The organism is Nonomuraea sp. NPDC050680, from assembly GCF_040654555.1.
Lineage (GTDB): Bacteria > Actinomycetota > Actinomycetes > Streptosporangiales > Streptosporangiaceae > Nonomuraea.
The window spans coordinates 184,537-198,556 of record NZ_JBFAIF010000016.1; the positions used below are offsets into that span (position 1 = coordinate 184,537).

Below are 14,020 nucleotides of genomic sequence, written 5' to 3' on the forward strand. Positions count from 1 at the left end.
CCGGTGAACAGCCCGGCTGACAGGCTGGCTGGCAGGCTGGCTGGCTGGCTGGCTGGCAGGCTGGCTGGCAGGCCCGGTGAACGGCTCGCAAACGTTCTGCAAGGCCGACCCGCTAGGTTGCGGCAGATGAAGGCCCGCATCACCCAGATCTCCACGTACCTTCCCGCAGCCACGCTGACCAGCGACGAGGTCGAGCGACGCATCGAGGGCTACCGACCGCCGACCGGGATCATCGAGCGGATGACCGGCATCAGGCGCCGCCATGTGGCCGCCGACGATCAGCAGGCCTCGGACCTGGCCGTCGAGGCCGCCAAGGGGCTGGCGACCGGCGTCGACCTGCTCATCTTCGCCTCGGCGTCGCAGGACCTGGTCGAGCCCGCGACCGCGCACATCGTGGCCGCCAAGCTCGGCTTGTCGTGCCCGGTGTTCGACGTCAAGAACGCCTGCAACAGTCTGCTCAACGGGATCCAGGTGGCCGAGGGCCTGATCGTCTCCGGGTCGTACCGCAGGGTGCTGGTGTGCTCGGGCGAGACGCCGTCGCGGGCGATTCGCTGGCGGGTGCGGGATCGGGCCCAGTTCGTGGACGCGTTCGCGGGATACACGCTGTCGGACGCGGGCGCGGCGGTGCTCGTGGAGGCCGACCCCCTCCGCGGCATCTTTTATCGCGATTTTTCGGCGGATAGTACGGCGTGGGGTATCGGCACCCTTCCGGGTGGTGGGTCCATGTATCCGCGCGACCCGGAGTACTCCTACTTCCGCGGCGACGGCCGCCGGCTGAAGGAGGCGTTCCAGCTCGTCGGCCCCGACCTCTTCCTCAACGCGCTCAAACGCACCGGCCTGACCTGGGATGATTTCGCGGTGATCGCGGTGCACCAGGTGGCGTTGCCGTACCTGAACGTACTGTCGCGAGCGCTCGACCTCCCCGAGGACCGGCTGGTGATCACGCTGCCCGAGCACGGAAACTGCGCGTCGGTCACGCTCCCGCTCCAACTCGCCCACGCTCGCAGGGGCGACCGCGTGGCGCTGCTCGGCCTCGGCGGCGGCATCAGCCTGGGCATCATGCTGGCGGATTTGTGAACAGCCGCGACGATCCGCCCGAGCGGCATATCCGGCGTGGGCGGTGGCACGAGACGCGGCTCTACCTCGCCGCTCACCCCTTCGCCTACCCGCTGATGCGCCTGCTGGCCCGGCTGGGCCCGGCGGTGCGGGTGCCGGGTCTCGGCGTGGTGGTGAACGACGCGGCCCTGGCCCGGCGCGTGCTCATGGACGGTCGCTTCCGGAAGGACGGCCCCGGCTCGCCCGGCGACCTGTGGACGCCCGTGCTCGGCCCGTCGGTGCTGCTCAACATGGAGGGCGAGCCGCACGCCGCGCTCCGCGCCAAACTGGCGCCGCTGTTCACGCCGTCGTCCGTCGCCACGCTGGTCGCCGACGTGCTGGCCGGCCCGCTGGACGATCTCCGCGTACGCCTGGCGAAAGGCGACACGGTCGACCTGGTGGACGAGATGCGACTACTGGCCGGGGCGGTGATCTGCCGGGTGATCGGACTCGGCGAGGTGCCGTCGGCCAGGGCCAGGCGGCTGTTCGCCGATGGGGAGCGGGTGGTGTCGATGGTCTCGCTACGTACCCGGGGGCTGAACGCCCGCCAGCTCACCGTGGCCCGCGAGGTGCTCGACGGGATCGGCGACATAGCGCAGGCCGCCTACGACGCGGGGGACCCCACCACGGTGATGGGCCGGATGCGCGAGCTCGGGCTGTCGGCCGCGGAGGCCCGGGGGGCGGCCGGGGCGTTCTTCCTCACCGGTACGGAGACGGTCGCCACGTTCGTCCCCAGGCTGGTCGCGTTGCTGCACGACCACGACGTCTTCGGCGCCGACCTGGATCTGGCGATCGAGGAGGCGATGCGGGTCACCACGCCGACCCCGGTGATGCTGCGTTCCGTCGCCGAGCCCGTACGCCTGGGCAAGGTCCTGGCCCGGCATGGCGACCGCGTGGTGATCGTGACGCACAACTGCGCCCGCGCGTACGGCCCGTTCGATCCGTCCCGGCCGCACCCGCCGGAGCTGCGCCGCCTGTGGTTCGGCGCCGGGCCACACTTCTGCATCGGCTACCCGCTGGCGCTGGCCGAGATCCGCGCGGTGGCCGGGGTCGTGCTCGCCCGCCCGGTCAAGGTGGTGGGGCGGCGGGCCGCCAGGGGCGTACTCCTGCCGACCTACAAGCACCTGCTGATCAGGGTCACATGAGGGTCGGGGTCACCGGGGCGTCCGGTTTCGTGGGTGGCGCGGTCTGCCGGGCGGCCGTGGCCAGGGGCTGGCAGGTGTACGGTTTCGGGCGCCGGGCCACCGAAATCCCCGGCGTGACGTACCGCATCTGGGACCTGACCGGCGACGAGCGCCCAGAGCTGGACCTCGACGCGCTGATCCACTGCGCGGGGAGCGTCACCGACTGGGGCCCACCGGCCGAAATCTGGCGGGCCAATCACACCGGGACCGCGAACGCCATGGCCGCCTTCCCGTACGCCCGTTTCGTACACGTCAGCACGGCCAGCGTGTACGACCCGCGACGGCCGACGGTCATGGCCCGCGAGCACGAGGCCCCGGTGAGCCGCTACGTCAACGCCTACGGCGCGTCCAAGGCGGCGGCCGAACGCCTGGTCGAGGGGCGGGCGGTGATCCTTCGCCCGCACGCCGTCCACGGGCCGGGCGACACCACGCTGCTCCCTCGGGTGCTGCGGGCGGTCAGAGGCCGCAGGCTGATCGCGGTCGGCGACGGGCGGCAGCGTGTCAGCCTGACGTCGGTGTCCAACCTCGCCCAGGCCTGCCTGCTGGCCGTCACGGGTCCGCTCGGGACATACAACGTGACCGACGCCGAGCCGGTCGTGCTGGACGACGCGCTCCGGGCCGTACTGAGGGAGAAGGGCATCGACGCGACCCCGCTCTACCTGCCCCGACATCTCGCCCACGGCCTAGCGGTGATCTCCGAGACGCTCGCCCACGCTCTGGCGACGATCTCTGAGCCGCGCCTGACCCGCTACGCCGTCGGCCACCTGGCCGTCGAGCGCACGCTGGACATCACCGCGGCCCGCGAGCGACTCGGCTACGCGCCGTCGCCCACGTCTTTCAGGGGCGCCGCCTCCTGGTGAACCCGCCCCACTTCCGGCACCGCCGCGCCAGAGAGCCTTTCACCACCATCCGGACTCTCGGCTGAGCGCACCTCACTATCGGCCAAGCGGGACTCAACACCGTTTGGACCTGGTTTGCGAGCCTCCAGCATCTCCGACTTGAACCACGGCCCGCCGTACCAGAACCGCCACCCCAGGTCCCGCCTGCGCACATCGACCACGCCGAGCTCACGCAGCACGTCCTCGTAGCACGGCGTATGCCGGAAATCGGCGATCAGCATCAACCCGCCCGGACGCAGCACCCGATGCGCCTCCTTGACGGCCTGGTCGCGTCCTTCGGCGGTCGGGATGTTGTGAATGGCCAGGCTGGATACGATCACGTCGAACTGCCCGTCCTCGAACGGCAACTCGCGCATATCCCCCGTGACCAGATCGACCCGGTCCGACACCCCTTCGGCCTTGGCGTTGGCCTTGGTGACGCTCTCCGCGTTGCCCGACTGGTCCTTGCCGCTCCACAGGTCGATGCCGGTGGCCCGGCCGCCGCGCAGCCGCTGGGCCGCGAGCAGCAGCACCATCCCACGCCCGCAGCCGAGGTCGAGCACCTGCTCGTCGCCCTCGATCCGGCCGAGCTCCTCGCCCCACACGACGAACTTCCCCCGGCGGGTCGTGTAGAGGTAACTGCCCGCGCTGGCCAGCGTGTAGAGCGCACCGAGCAGGAACGCGATCCCAGCCGCCGGTACGTCGAAGGCGAACGAGACCGCGACCAACGCCAGCTGCGCCACCGCCCCGAAGAAGAGTCCGGCGAGGGCCCATGGCGCGTCGAATCCGTAGCTTCCGCGTCTCACACACACGTTATATCTCAAGATGGACTTCACCGAAACTTGCCGCGACACTGCCTTTTCACCAAATCACCCGCCTCCAAACCGTTACTAACCTTGGGCATAGTTCGTAGAACGAGGGGTTGACCAGGGATGACAGTCAGAACACGCGGGTTCGGCCTCGGCTTCAGCATCGCGCTCACCCTGGCCTCAGCTCTGTTGTGGGGTGTGGCTCACCTGGCCGCCGACCGGCGGAGGACCGGCATCGCCCTCATGGTGACGTACGTGCTGATGCTCGCCTCGATCCTCACCGTGCTCACCGTGTTCAGCAGCAGGCTGCTCTCGCTGGCCGTCCAGCCCGCCTGGCTCACCGCCCTCACCATCATGGTGGCCACGCTCGGGGTCGTCTGGACGGGCGTGATCATCTGGTCGTACCTGCTGGTCCGGCCGGCGCCCGCGAACCGCGTGGGCCGCGCGCTGACCACCGTCCTGACCATCGCCCTGTGCGGGCTCATCCTGGCCCCGGCCGTCTACGCGGCACGCGTGGCCTATGTGTCGCGGGACGTGGTCAACACCCTGTTCACCGCCAACGTCTCCCCCATCGTGTCGCAGGACCCGTGGAACGGCGCGAGGCGGATCAACCTCCTGCTCCTCGGCGGTGACGCCGCCCCCGGCCGTCCCGGTGTGCGCACCGACAGCATGACCGTGGCCAGCGTCGACGTCGCCACTGGAGCGACGACCCTGCTCGGCCTGCCGCGCAACCTGCAGCGAGTACGACTGCCGCAAGGCCCGCCCAGGGAACGCTTCCCTGACGGCTTCACCGGCGCCGGCCCCGACACTCCCGGCCTGCTCAACGAGGTCTTCCAGTACGCCGAGGACTATCCCGAGATGGAGCCGGGCGTACGCAAGGGACAGCGCGGCCCGACCCTGCTCAAGAAGACGATCAGCGACATCCTCGGCATCCCCATCACTTACTACGCCCTGGTCGACATGAGGGGCTTCGCGCAGATCATCGATGCGATGGGCGGTGTTACGGTCACCATCAGGGAGCCGATCGTCTACGGCAAGTACCGCGAGGGCCTGTTGAGCCCCGGCACTCGCAAGCTCTCGGGCGAGGAAGCGCTCTGGTTCGGCCGCTCGCGTACGGACAGCGACGACTACGTACGCATGGGCCGCCAGAAATGCCTGCTCAACGCCGTCGCCAAGCAGGCCGACCCGGTGACCGTGCTGAACAGCTTCGAGAAGCTGGCCGCGGCGACGAAGCGCGCCATCTCCACTGACATCCCGCAGAACGTCCTGCCCGACCTGGTGGATCTGGCGCAGAAGGTGAAGGACCACAAGATCAGGAGCCTGAACTTCGTACCGCCGCTGATCGACACCGTCTACCCCGACTGGACCCTGATCAGGCACAAGGTCTCCCAGGCCCTGTCCGAGCAGAGCTCGGCCACCCAGCACCCGCAGGCCGCCCCGCAGACGGGGAGCCCCGAGAGCCCGATCACCCTGGACTCGGCCTGCCGTTAGCCGACTTCCGCCACGCGCCTTCCGTCAGGCGCCTTCCGTCACGCGCCTTCCGTCAGACGCCTTCCGTCACGCGCCTTCCGTCAGGCGCGTCTGAGCAGCAGCGTCTGAGCAGCAGTGTCACGAACCCGAGCAGGTCACGGTATCCATCGAGCCACATCTTCCGGTGCTCCAGCGCCGCGGCCATCGCGGCGTCACCGTCGTCGCCGGGATGCCGCAGCGCCCAGTCGATGAGCGTCCCGGTCCATGACCACTCGTAGTCGTACCACTCGCCCCGCTCGCTGACGTGGGCGTACACGGTGTGGTACCCGGCCGACTCGGCCTGTGCCACGGTGCCCGGCAGGTCCGCGTACTCGCCGATCTCCGCCTCGATCTCCCTGCCCGGCGGCCGCTCCCAGAACCCCTCACCCACCAGCGCCAGCCCACCGGGAGCGAGCAGGCCGCCGATCGCCTCCATCGACGGCGTCAGCCCACCGAACGCGTGCGTGGCACCGACACACAGCACCAGGTCGTACGGCTCAGCTGCGGTAAAGGTGGTCGCGGAGCCATGATGCAAGGTCAGCCGGTCCGCGACCCCGGCCTCGGCCGCCATCCGGCGGGCGTCGGCGAAGCCCGCGTCCGACAGGTCCACACCGTCGGCGGTGGCGTCGCCGTACAGCTCCAGAAGCCGAACGCTCCAGACCGCCGCGCCGCACCCCAGGTCCAGGATCCGCGCGCCGCTCGGCAGCTTGGCCCGGCGCAGCAGGCGGAGCAGGTTCGCCTCGCTGATCGGGGAGGCGATCGGGTGGTCGGCGTGCGCGATGTGGCTGATCAGCTGTCTCTCCATATGGACAGATCCTAGTTATCCCCCTATACCAACTTGACGTGTAGGGATTCGGAGAGTTTCATATGCACATAGCCGACTTATTAAGTAGGAAATAGGGAGTAGGGCATGAACGCTCGCAGGGTGCTAGCCGCTCTGGCCGCAACCGCACTCACCGCGCTCGTGGCGGCCTGCGGGAGCAGCGCCTCTCCCAGCGGCGCGGCGAAAGAGCTGCGCCTCGGCTACTTCCCGAACATCACCCACGCCACCGCCCTGGTCGGCGTCGAGAAGGGCTTCTACGCCAAGCACCTCGGCGTACCGGTGAAGACCAGCACGTTCAACGCCGGCCCGGCCGCGATCGAGGCGGTCTTCTCCGGCGCGGTCGACGCCACCTACATCGGCCCGAACCCGGCGATCAACGCCTGGGAGAAGTCCAAGGGCAAGGCCATCAACATCGTCGCGGGCGCCGCGTCCGGCGGTGTGTACCTGGTCGTCAAGCCCGGCATCAACTCGGCCGCGGACCTCAAGGGCAAGAAGATCGCCACGCCGCAGCTCGGCAACACCCAGGACGTCGCGCTGCGCTACTGGCTGGAGAGCAAGGGGATCAAGACCGACACCAAGGGCGGCGGCGACGTCCACATCGTGCCCCAGGAGAACGCGCAGACGCTGCAGACGTTCGCGACCGGCGACATCGACGGCGCCTGGGTGCCCGAGCCGTTCGCCAGCCGCCTGGTCATCGAGAGCAAGGGCAAGATCCTTCAGGACGAGCGCGACCTCTGGCCGAACAAGCAGTTCGTGATCACCCACCTCATCGTCCGGCAGGACTGGGCCAAGGCCAACCCCGATCTGCTCAAGAAGCTGATCGAGGCGCACGTCGAGGCCACCAAGTACCTCAACGACGACCCCGCCGCGGCCGCGCAGACCGTCAACGCCGCGATCCAGAAGCTCACCCAGAAGCCGCTCAAGCCCGAGGTGTTGCAGAGCGCGTTCAAGAACATCACGTTCACGAACGACCCCATCGCCTCCTCGCTCACCGGCAGCGCGGACCACGCCGTCAAGGTCGGGCTGCTCAAGCCGGTGGACCTGAACGGCATCTACAACCTGAAGCCACTCAACGAGGTGCTGGCCGCGCAGGGCCAGCAGTCGATTTCGGACAGGTGACGCACATGACGACGCAGGTGGTCGATCGTACGGCGGCGGTCCGGCTGGAGGCCGTCTCCAAGGTCTACGGTCACGGCGGCAACGGGCTGCTCGCCCTCGACAAGGTCTCGCTGTCGGTACGGCCCGGCGAGTTCGTCTGCCTCCTGGGCGCCTCCGGCTGTGGCAAGAGCACGCTGCTCTCGCTGGTCGCCGGGCTCGACCGGCCGACACAGGGAGAGATCTCCACGGCCGGGCGACAGGTCGCGATGATGTTCCAGGAGCCGGCGCTGTTCCCGTGGCTCACGGTGTCGGCCAACGTCGAGATGGCCTTCCGCGGCGAGGGTCTGGCCAAGCACGAGCGTCGGTCCAGGGCGGCCGAGTTCCTCGAGCTCGTGCACCTGGGCGGATTCGGGAAGAAGCGCCCGCACGAGCTGTCCGGCGGCATGCGCCAGCGCGTCGCCCTGGCCCGCGCGCTCGCCCAGTCCTCCTCATCCTCATCCTCATCCTCATCCTCGTCCTCGTCCTCGTCCTCGTCGGAGGCGGGCTCGGTGCTGCTCATGGACGAGCCGTTCGGCGCGCTCGACGCGATGACCCGCGACCTGCTGCACGACGAGCTCGAACGGATCTGGCGGGAGCGGGCGCTGTCCGTCCTGTTCGTGACGCACAACGTCCGCGAGGCCGTCCGGCTCGGCGACAGGGTCGTGCTGCTCAGCAGCCGTCCCGGCAGCGTGGTCGAGGAGTTCCCGGTCGAGCTCGCCCGGCCCCGCCGCACCGACTCCGCGGAGGTCGCCGGGCTCGCCGCGACGATCACCGACCGCCTGAAGGAAGAGGTGTTGCGCCATGGCCACTGACGGAACAGCGGTGCACGGGCCGGCCACACACGAGTCGGCCTCGCACGGAATGGCCTCGCACGGAATGGCCTCGCACAGATCGGAGGCGAGCGATGGCCGTTGACACGCACGCGCGCCAGATGGCCGGGCTCGACGCGCTGGAGCTGGCCGGTGAGCAGCGCGCCGGAGTGGCGTCCCGGTTCTGGGCAAGACTGTGGCCGATGCTGACCGCGGTCGCGCTGGTGCTGGTCGCCTGGGAGCTGGTCGTGCTGAGCGGCCGCTGGCCCGAGTACGTCTTCGCCGGGCCGATCACCACCTTCCAGGACCTCGGGCGCCGCCTCGGCGACCCCGAGTTCTACCAGGCCGTGGCGACCACCATGCGCCGGGCCGTCACCGGCTTCGCGCTGGCCATGCTCGTGGGCCTGGTCGTCGGCGCGGCCGTGTCGCGGGTGAAGGTGCTGCGGGCCGCCTTCGGCGCGCTGATCACCGGCCTGCAGACCATGCCGTCGATCGCCTGGTTCCCGTTCGCGATCCTGCTGTTCGGGCTGACCGAGAGCGCCATCATGTTCGTGGTGATCCTGGGCGCCGCCCCGTCGATCGCCAACGGCCTGATCACCGGTGTCGACTACACGCCTCCGCTGCTGCTAAGGGCCGGGCACGTGCTCGGGTTCCGGCGATTGCAGCTCTACCGGCACGTGATCCTGCCCGCGTCGCTGCCGTCGTTCCTGGCGGGGCTGAAGCAGGGGTGGGCGTTCGCCTGGCGTTCGCTGATGGCCGGCGAGCTGCTCGTGATCATCGCGTACCAGTCGTCGCTCGGCGAGCAGCTGGCGATCTCACGGGAACTGTCCGACTCGCCGGGACTGATCGGCACGATGATCGTGATCCTGGTGATCGGCATCGTGATCGACATGCTGTTCGAGGCCGCCGACAGCGCCCTACGGCGGCGCTGGGGCCTTAATCCGGTGTGATGCGGGTCTCCGCGCGAACCGATTACGCGCTGCGGGCGGTCACCGAATTAGCCGCAGCACCGCCGGGGCCGGTGCCGGCCGAACGCATCGCCTCGGCCCAGAACATCCCGCGCCGCTTCCTCGACAACATCCTGCTGCAACTCCGGCGGGCCGGGCTCATCCACAGCCTGCGCGGCCCTGAGGGCGGCTACTGGCTGGCGCGCCCAGCGGACGACATCACGCTCGCCGACGTGATCGCGGTCATCGAGGGCAAGCCCGAGTATCCCGCGCACGGCGGCTACCCGGGCGTCGCGGGCCCGCTGGCCGACGTCTGGAGCGCGCTGCGCGAACACGAGGAACGCCTGCTCACGGAGGTCACCTTCGCTCAGATCGTCTCGTCCAAGTTCTCGACGTAGCGCTCAGACGCAGCGGCTGGGTACGGCGTACGCAGCCTGGTCGTGGACCCGCACCCCGGCGTCTATCCGCTCCCCCCGCGCCGGCCTTGGCGACCGCTGCCGGCAGGCGTTCAATGCGCGGCCTCGCCGAGAACGGCCACTGCCTGCGCCGCGTATGGTCCAGTTCCTTCGGCGATCGTCCGCAGCATGGTGCGCGCCGGTTCCCGGTGGCCTCTGGCCATGATCCAGCGGGCGTAGTGGTAGGCGGCGCACGTCTCGGCTCCGGGCGCGATCGAACTGCCGTCCCGCCAGCACCGTTCCGAACCGCGCCACCGCGGCGGACCCGCAGGAATCGGCGAGTGCCCGCAGCGCGGCATCCTGATCCGCTTCCCGGAGGGCGCGGCAAGTTCGCTCGGCCCAGGTTTCCGTGCCGACCAACCGGCGGGCCTCCCGGACCAGGTCGATGTCGCCCAACTGTTCGGCGAGCGTGAACGCGGCCTACGCCTGCACCTCCGCACCGCCCCCCTGCAGGAGGGCGCCTAGCCTGAGGGCCGCCCGGGAAACATGCCGCCTGTCCCCGCTCCGTGAGGGGCCCTGGCAGGCGACGGCCTCCTCGTACGCCGCGCGGGCCGCCTGCGAGTCGCCCTGCTCAGCGCGCAGATTCCCGAGGTAGAGCAGCGCTTTCGCCCGTTCCTCCAGGTCCTGCGTGCCGGCCGCCTGCCGGTAGGCCGCGGCCGCGCCCGCGACGTCGCCCGCTTCCTGGCGGAACCAGCCGAGCATGAACGCGGAGCGCGTGTCCCCACCCGCGGCCAGAGCGGCGTGCTCCGTCTCGACGTCGACCGCCTCCACGGCCTTGGTCTCGTAGGACGTGGTGCCCCAGCTCTGGCCGAGACGCAGCGGGGCCAGGCAGCGAGGATCGGCGACCTCGACGTCATAGTCGCCCTGAGCGAGCAGGTTCTCGTCCTGCCAGCCTCCGTCACGCTCGTAATAGAACATCGCCAGGCGGTTCCAGGCGTCGCCGTCGAGAGGGTGGTTGCGGGTGGTCACGCGTTCCACGCCCGCGACGAACAGATGGGTGTGGCGGTCGACCCACGCCTCGTCGAGGAACTCATCGAGCCCGACCAGATCGGCCAGCAGTCCGCCATTGCGGCCATGGATGTCGTCCGCGCCCTCCCACAGCACCCGGAAGAAGAAGCTCGGGTCGTTCGGCAGCAGGTCGTCCGTTCCCCAGGACGGCTCGTAGTAGACGACGAAGACCCGGAAGCGCACCCGTCGCCGCTCGTGGTCGAGATCCAGGACGCGTACGCCGAACAGATCGGTAGACATCAAGGCCCTTCCTGGCTGCTGTCGCGGTACGTCGTGACGGTTGGTTCGCGGTCATGAAGGTGATCGAACTCGGCGGCCTGCTTCCCGGCCGTTTGCACGCCCTGTGACACCGGCGAAAAGCTGGGCACGGTGCTCAGATCGTCTCGTCCAAGTTCTCGGCATAGTAGGAGATGGCCCTGGCGTAGCCGCCCGCCCGGTCTGATTCGGCGACGACCGTGAGCAGCGTACTGACGGCCTCGCGCGCCCGGCCGGAGCTGTAGAGCGCCATGGCGTTGAACGTCCGCAACCCCGCGTCGCCAGGGAACTCCGCCAGCCCGCGCTCGAACGTCTCCAGCGACTCCGCCACCCGCCCCAGCACCCGGTAGGTGCTGCCCAGCCCGAGGAAGGCGCCCAGCCGGTCCTCGGCGCTCAGCCCGTCACCCGCCAGCGCGCGTACGTAGAACGGCACCGCCTCGGCCTCAAGCCCGAGCGCGTCGTGCACCCATGCGGTCTGGTAGGCCACCTCCGCGTCATCGGGATACCGCGCGGCCAGGGCCACCAGCAGTTCGCGGGCCTCGTCCCGCTTACCCTCCGCACGCAGCCCCACGGCCCGCGCCAGCTCGTCGTCCCGCTTGCCCGCCGCACGCAACCCCGCGGCCTGGCCCGATTCATCGTCATGCACGCGCTCAGTGTGGCATGATGAGCGCGACCTGAAACGGTAACGGTTTTCATAATCATCATCTGGAGGGTGCTTATGAGAGTGGCGTTCGTCGGCAAGGGCGGCAGCGGCAAGACGACGATGTCTGCGCTGTTCGCGAGGTATCTGGCGAGCCAGGGCGGCCCGGTGGTCATCGTGGACGCCGACATCAACCAGCACTTGGCGCTGGTGCTCGGCGTCGAGGACCCGCCGGAGCCGCTGGGCTCCCGGCTCACCGAGATCAAGGAGCTGCTGCGCGGCGACAACCCGCGCATCCCCTCGGCCCAGGCCATGGTCAAGACGACCCCACCGGGCCGCGGCTCCCGGTTGCTGACCTTCAAGGACCTGGCGACCAGCGAGTTCGCAATCACCACGCCCGAGGGCCTGCGGCTGATGGCCACCGGCCCCTTCAGCGAGGACGACCTGGGCGTGGCCTGCTACCACTCCAAGGTCGGAGCCGTCGAGCTGCTGCTCAACCACCTGGTGGACGGCGCGGGCGAATACGTGGTGGTCGACATGACCGCCGGGGCCGACTCCTTCGCCTCCGGCCTGTTCACCCGCTTCGACCTGACGTTCCTCGTCGCGGAGCCGACCAGGCAGGGCGTCAGCGTCTACCGGCAATACCGCGACTACGCCGCCGACTACGACGTGCCGCTGGCCGTGATCGGCAACAAGGTGCACAGCCCGTCCGACATCGACTTCCTGCACAGCCAGGTGGGCGACGACCTGCTCACGTGGATGGAGCACTCCTCCGCCGTACGCGCGATGGAGCAGGGCCACCGCTTCTCCCTCGACGACCTCGAGCCCACCAACGCCGACGCGCTGGCCATCCTGCGCAAGCACCTCGACGCGCAGGCCAAGGACTGGGCCCGCTTCGGCCGCCAGACCGAGGAGTTCCACCTGCGCAACGCCCGCTCCTGGGCCAACGCCAAGACCGGCCTCGACCTGGCCGACCAGATCGACCCGGAGTTCGTCTACGGCGGCCGGCCCACCACATGACTGTCCCCTTCGGTCATCTGGAAGCCCTCACCGAGCCCGCCTAGCGTTCCCATCAATCCCCGTTGAGAGGAGACAGCATGTCGCTGACCGTTCCGAACGATCTACTCGATCAGGCCAGAGCCGGCGAGGTCGACGACGCGGCGTTCATCGCCTGCGTCCGCGAATCCCTGCCGTACGCCTGGTCGGTGATCAGCGAGCTGGTCCAGCAGCGCGACAGGACCGGCGCCGACTTCGCCGACAACCAGGTACCACCGCCGAGCGAGGAGGCCCGGGGCCAGCTCCTGCGCTGCCTGGCCAGCGACTCGATGCGCGGCGCGCTGGAGCGCCACTTCAGCGTCCGCCTGGCCTTCCAGAACTGCCACCGGGTGGCGGTGTTCGCTCCGTCGGCCTCCGACGCCTTGCGGGAGTTCGTCACTCCGCGCGCACAGATCCTCAACCAGAAGCCGGAGCTGGTGGACTGCTGATTCCCCTTGTGGCGGGCCGGTCCTCCCGGCCCGCCGCTGACATGCTGGTCAACGTCTCCGCGTACGGCATTCTCGCTGCGCCTAGAACGCGTGGAGCCGTACATCGGCTGAGTCCACGGCGACCCGCCTCCGTTGGCTCGCGATCACGCTTCCTCGCTCAAGCTTGACTTACAAGCCCTTTGGGAACCCCCTCGGGCTGGTCACCGCACTGCGTGCCGTTGGCCCGCTGGGCTCGCCGTATGCCGGGTACAGACCAGTACAGACGTGACCCCGCCTCCGGCGGGGCTCAGTCTCCGGCACCGGGCGGCTTTGGGTGTGTCAGTTGCCAACGGGGCTGAGGCTGATTTCGCCCGTCGCTTTGTCTCGGCGGATGCGCAGGACTACCGGCCCGTAGATGTAAGACGGTTGACGCGCGTAGCGGTCGAGATGGACCACGTTCATGGAACCGACCGCGTCGCCCTCCAGAGCGCTGATCGCGTCGTACAGCTGTGAAGCGGCTTTCAGACCAGTCCCGGTGACTCCACCTGAGCCGCGCCCGTGGCCGTCCGTGGCAGCCCACACGAAGAAGCCGTCCTCATCCGCGCCCCAGATATTCACCGGGCCACCAGCTTGAGAAGCCGTTCCGCCGAAACCGCCACGTCTTCCAAAACTGGCATTCGGCACCAAGGCATCCAACCCCACGCGAAGACCCGCTCGCCTTTGTATAGCTTCGCTCGCACTCGCAGCGGAAACGGCTGATAAATCACCAACAGCACGGGACACTTCCCGCGCCGAAGGTCGACGGCGACGTTCTCGCCGAGATCCGTCAGCCCCAACCCAAGCTGCCACAGCCGAACGAACTGCTCTTGCGCATCGAACAAGACACCGTCCACAGATAACCGCCGCATCTCTGACCCGCGTTCCGCAGCTAATTCATGATCCAGGGCATGTTCGGGTCTGAACTCGCAGGTCGGCGCGGTGTGGCCTGGTGGAAACGGCGGAAAGCCC

At 69.2% G+C, this 14,020-nt stretch carries 16 protein-coding genes; 10 read left to right on the top strand and 6 right to left on the bottom strand.

The features are described 5' to 3' along the window. Positions 1–126 precede the first annotated feature (126 nt). From AB0H88_RS38430 to AB0H88_RS38440, 3 genes are read left to right on the top strand one after another with little or no spacing between them, the layout of a single operon-like run. Entirely contained in the window at positions 127–1,077 is a 951-nt protein-coding gene (locus tag AB0H88_RS38430) for a ketoacyl-ACP synthase III (RefSeq protein WP_357653393.1), read from the top strand. Continuing rightward, positions 1,074–2,240 carry a cytochrome P450 gene (locus tag AB0H88_RS38435; protein WP_357653395.1) on the top strand — a complete coding sequence of 389 codons (1,167 nt, stop codon included), beginning with the start codon at positions 1,074–1,076 and terminating at the stop codon, positions 2,238–2,240. Before AB0H88_RS38430 ends, AB0H88_RS38435 begins: the two co-directional genes overlap by 4 nt. Then, positions 2,237–3,139 carry an NAD(P)-dependent oxidoreductase gene (locus AB0H88_RS38440; RefSeq protein WP_357653397.1) on the top strand — a complete coding sequence of 301 codons (903 nt, stop codon included), beginning with the start codon at positions 2,237–2,239 and terminating at the stop codon, positions 3,137–3,139. The genes AB0H88_RS38435 and AB0H88_RS38440 overlap by 4 nt, the downstream gene beginning before the upstream one ends. On the opposite strand, the gene AB0H88_RS38445 is transcribed toward AB0H88_RS38440, so the two are convergent. Beyond that, a complete protein-coding gene (locus AB0H88_RS38445) occupies positions 3,094–3,963 on the bottom strand; it encodes a class I SAM-dependent methyltransferase (RefSeq protein WP_357653399.1) in 870 nt (289 codons plus the stop codon). The genes AB0H88_RS38440 and AB0H88_RS38445 overlap by 46 nt on opposite strands. 126 nt (positions 3,964–4,089) lie before the next feature. Here AB0H88_RS38445 and AB0H88_RS38450 point away from each other — a divergent pair, with 126 nt between their 5' ends. Next, on the top strand, positions 4,090–5,457 hold the full coding sequence (locus AB0H88_RS38450) for an LCP family protein (protein WP_357653401.1): 1,368 nt from the start codon (positions 4,090–4,092) through the stop codon (positions 5,455–5,457). 52 nt (positions 5,458–5,509) lie between these two features. Here the strand turns inward: AB0H88_RS38450 and AB0H88_RS38455 are convergent, their stop codons facing one another. After that, positions 5,510–6,280 carry a class I SAM-dependent methyltransferase gene (locus AB0H88_RS38455; protein ID WP_357653403.1) on the bottom strand — a complete coding sequence of 257 codons (771 nt, stop codon included), beginning with the start codon at positions 6,278–6,280 and terminating at the stop codon, positions 5,510–5,512. A gap of 105 nt (positions 6,281–6,385) precedes the next feature. Here AB0H88_RS38455 and AB0H88_RS38460 point away from each other — a divergent pair, with 105 nt between their 5' ends. The 4 genes from AB0H88_RS38460 (at position 6,386) to AB0H88_RS38475 (ending at position 9,589) form a co-directional block, all read left to right on the top strand. Then, positions 6,386–7,417, top strand: a complete 1,032-nt coding sequence (locus tag AB0H88_RS38460; protein ID WP_357653405.1) for an ABC transporter substrate-binding protein — start codon at positions 6,386–6,388, stop codon at positions 7,415–7,417. 5 nt (positions 7,418–7,422) lie between these two features. Continuing rightward, the gene (locus AB0H88_RS38465) at positions 7,423–8,247 is read left to right on the top strand and encodes an ABC transporter ATP-binding protein (protein ID WP_357653407.1); all 825 of its coding nucleotides are present in this window, start codon (positions 7,423–7,425) and stop codon (positions 8,245–8,247) included. A gap of 92 nt (positions 8,248–8,339) precedes the next feature. Then, entirely contained in the window at positions 8,340–9,194 is an 855-nt protein-coding gene (locus tag AB0H88_RS38470) for an ABC transporter permease (RefSeq protein WP_357653409.1), read from the top strand. After that, positions 9,194–9,589, top strand: a complete 396-nt coding sequence (locus tag AB0H88_RS38475) for an Rrf2 family transcriptional regulator (RefSeq protein ID WP_225301412.1) — start codon at positions 9,194–9,196, stop codon at positions 9,587–9,589. Before AB0H88_RS38470 ends, AB0H88_RS38475 begins: the two co-directional genes overlap by 1 nt. Before the next feature lie 477 nt (positions 9,590–10,066). On the opposite strand, the gene AB0H88_RS38480 is transcribed toward AB0H88_RS38475, so the two are convergent. Both AB0H88_RS38480 and AB0H88_RS38485 read right to left on the bottom strand, forming a co-directional pair. Beyond that, positions 10,067–10,894, bottom strand: a complete 828-nt coding sequence (locus AB0H88_RS38480; protein ID WP_357653411.1) for a hypothetical protein — start codon at positions 10,892–10,894, stop codon at positions 10,067–10,069. A gap of 133 nt (positions 10,895–11,027) precedes the next feature. Next, positions 11,028–11,555 (bottom strand): tetratricopeptide repeat protein, encoded by a 528-nt coding sequence (locus AB0H88_RS38485; RefSeq protein WP_357653413.1) that lies wholly within the window; start codon positions 11,553–11,555, stop codon positions 11,028–11,030. A 72-nt stretch (positions 11,556–11,627) separates the two neighbouring features. On the opposite strand from AB0H88_RS38485, the gene AB0H88_RS38490 reads away from it, so the two are divergent. Both AB0H88_RS38490 and AB0H88_RS38495 read left to right on the top strand, forming a co-directional pair. Beyond that, on the top strand, positions 11,628–12,569 hold the full coding sequence (locus AB0H88_RS38490; RefSeq protein WP_357653415.1) for an ArsA-related P-loop ATPase: 942 nt from the start codon (positions 11,628–11,630) through the stop codon (positions 12,567–12,569). Between the two features lie 77 nt (positions 12,570–12,646). Next, on the top strand, positions 12,647–13,033 hold the full coding sequence (locus AB0H88_RS38495; protein ID WP_357653417.1) for an SCO5389 family protein: 387 nt from the start codon (positions 12,647–12,649) through the stop codon (positions 13,031–13,033). A 318-nt stretch (positions 13,034–13,351) separates the two neighbouring features. Here the strand turns inward: AB0H88_RS38495 and AB0H88_RS38500 are convergent, their stop codons facing one another. Both AB0H88_RS38500 and AB0H88_RS38505 read right to left on the bottom strand, forming a co-directional pair. Beyond that, a complete protein-coding gene (locus tag AB0H88_RS38500; RefSeq protein WP_357653419.1) occupies positions 13,352–13,630 on the bottom strand; it encodes a hypothetical protein in 279 nt (92 codons plus the stop codon). After that, on the bottom strand, positions 13,627–14,020 hold a 394-nt coding region (locus tag AB0H88_RS38505), incomplete at its 5' end, for a hypothetical protein (RefSeq protein ID WP_357653421.1). The genes AB0H88_RS38500 and AB0H88_RS38505, both read right to left, overlap by 4 nt.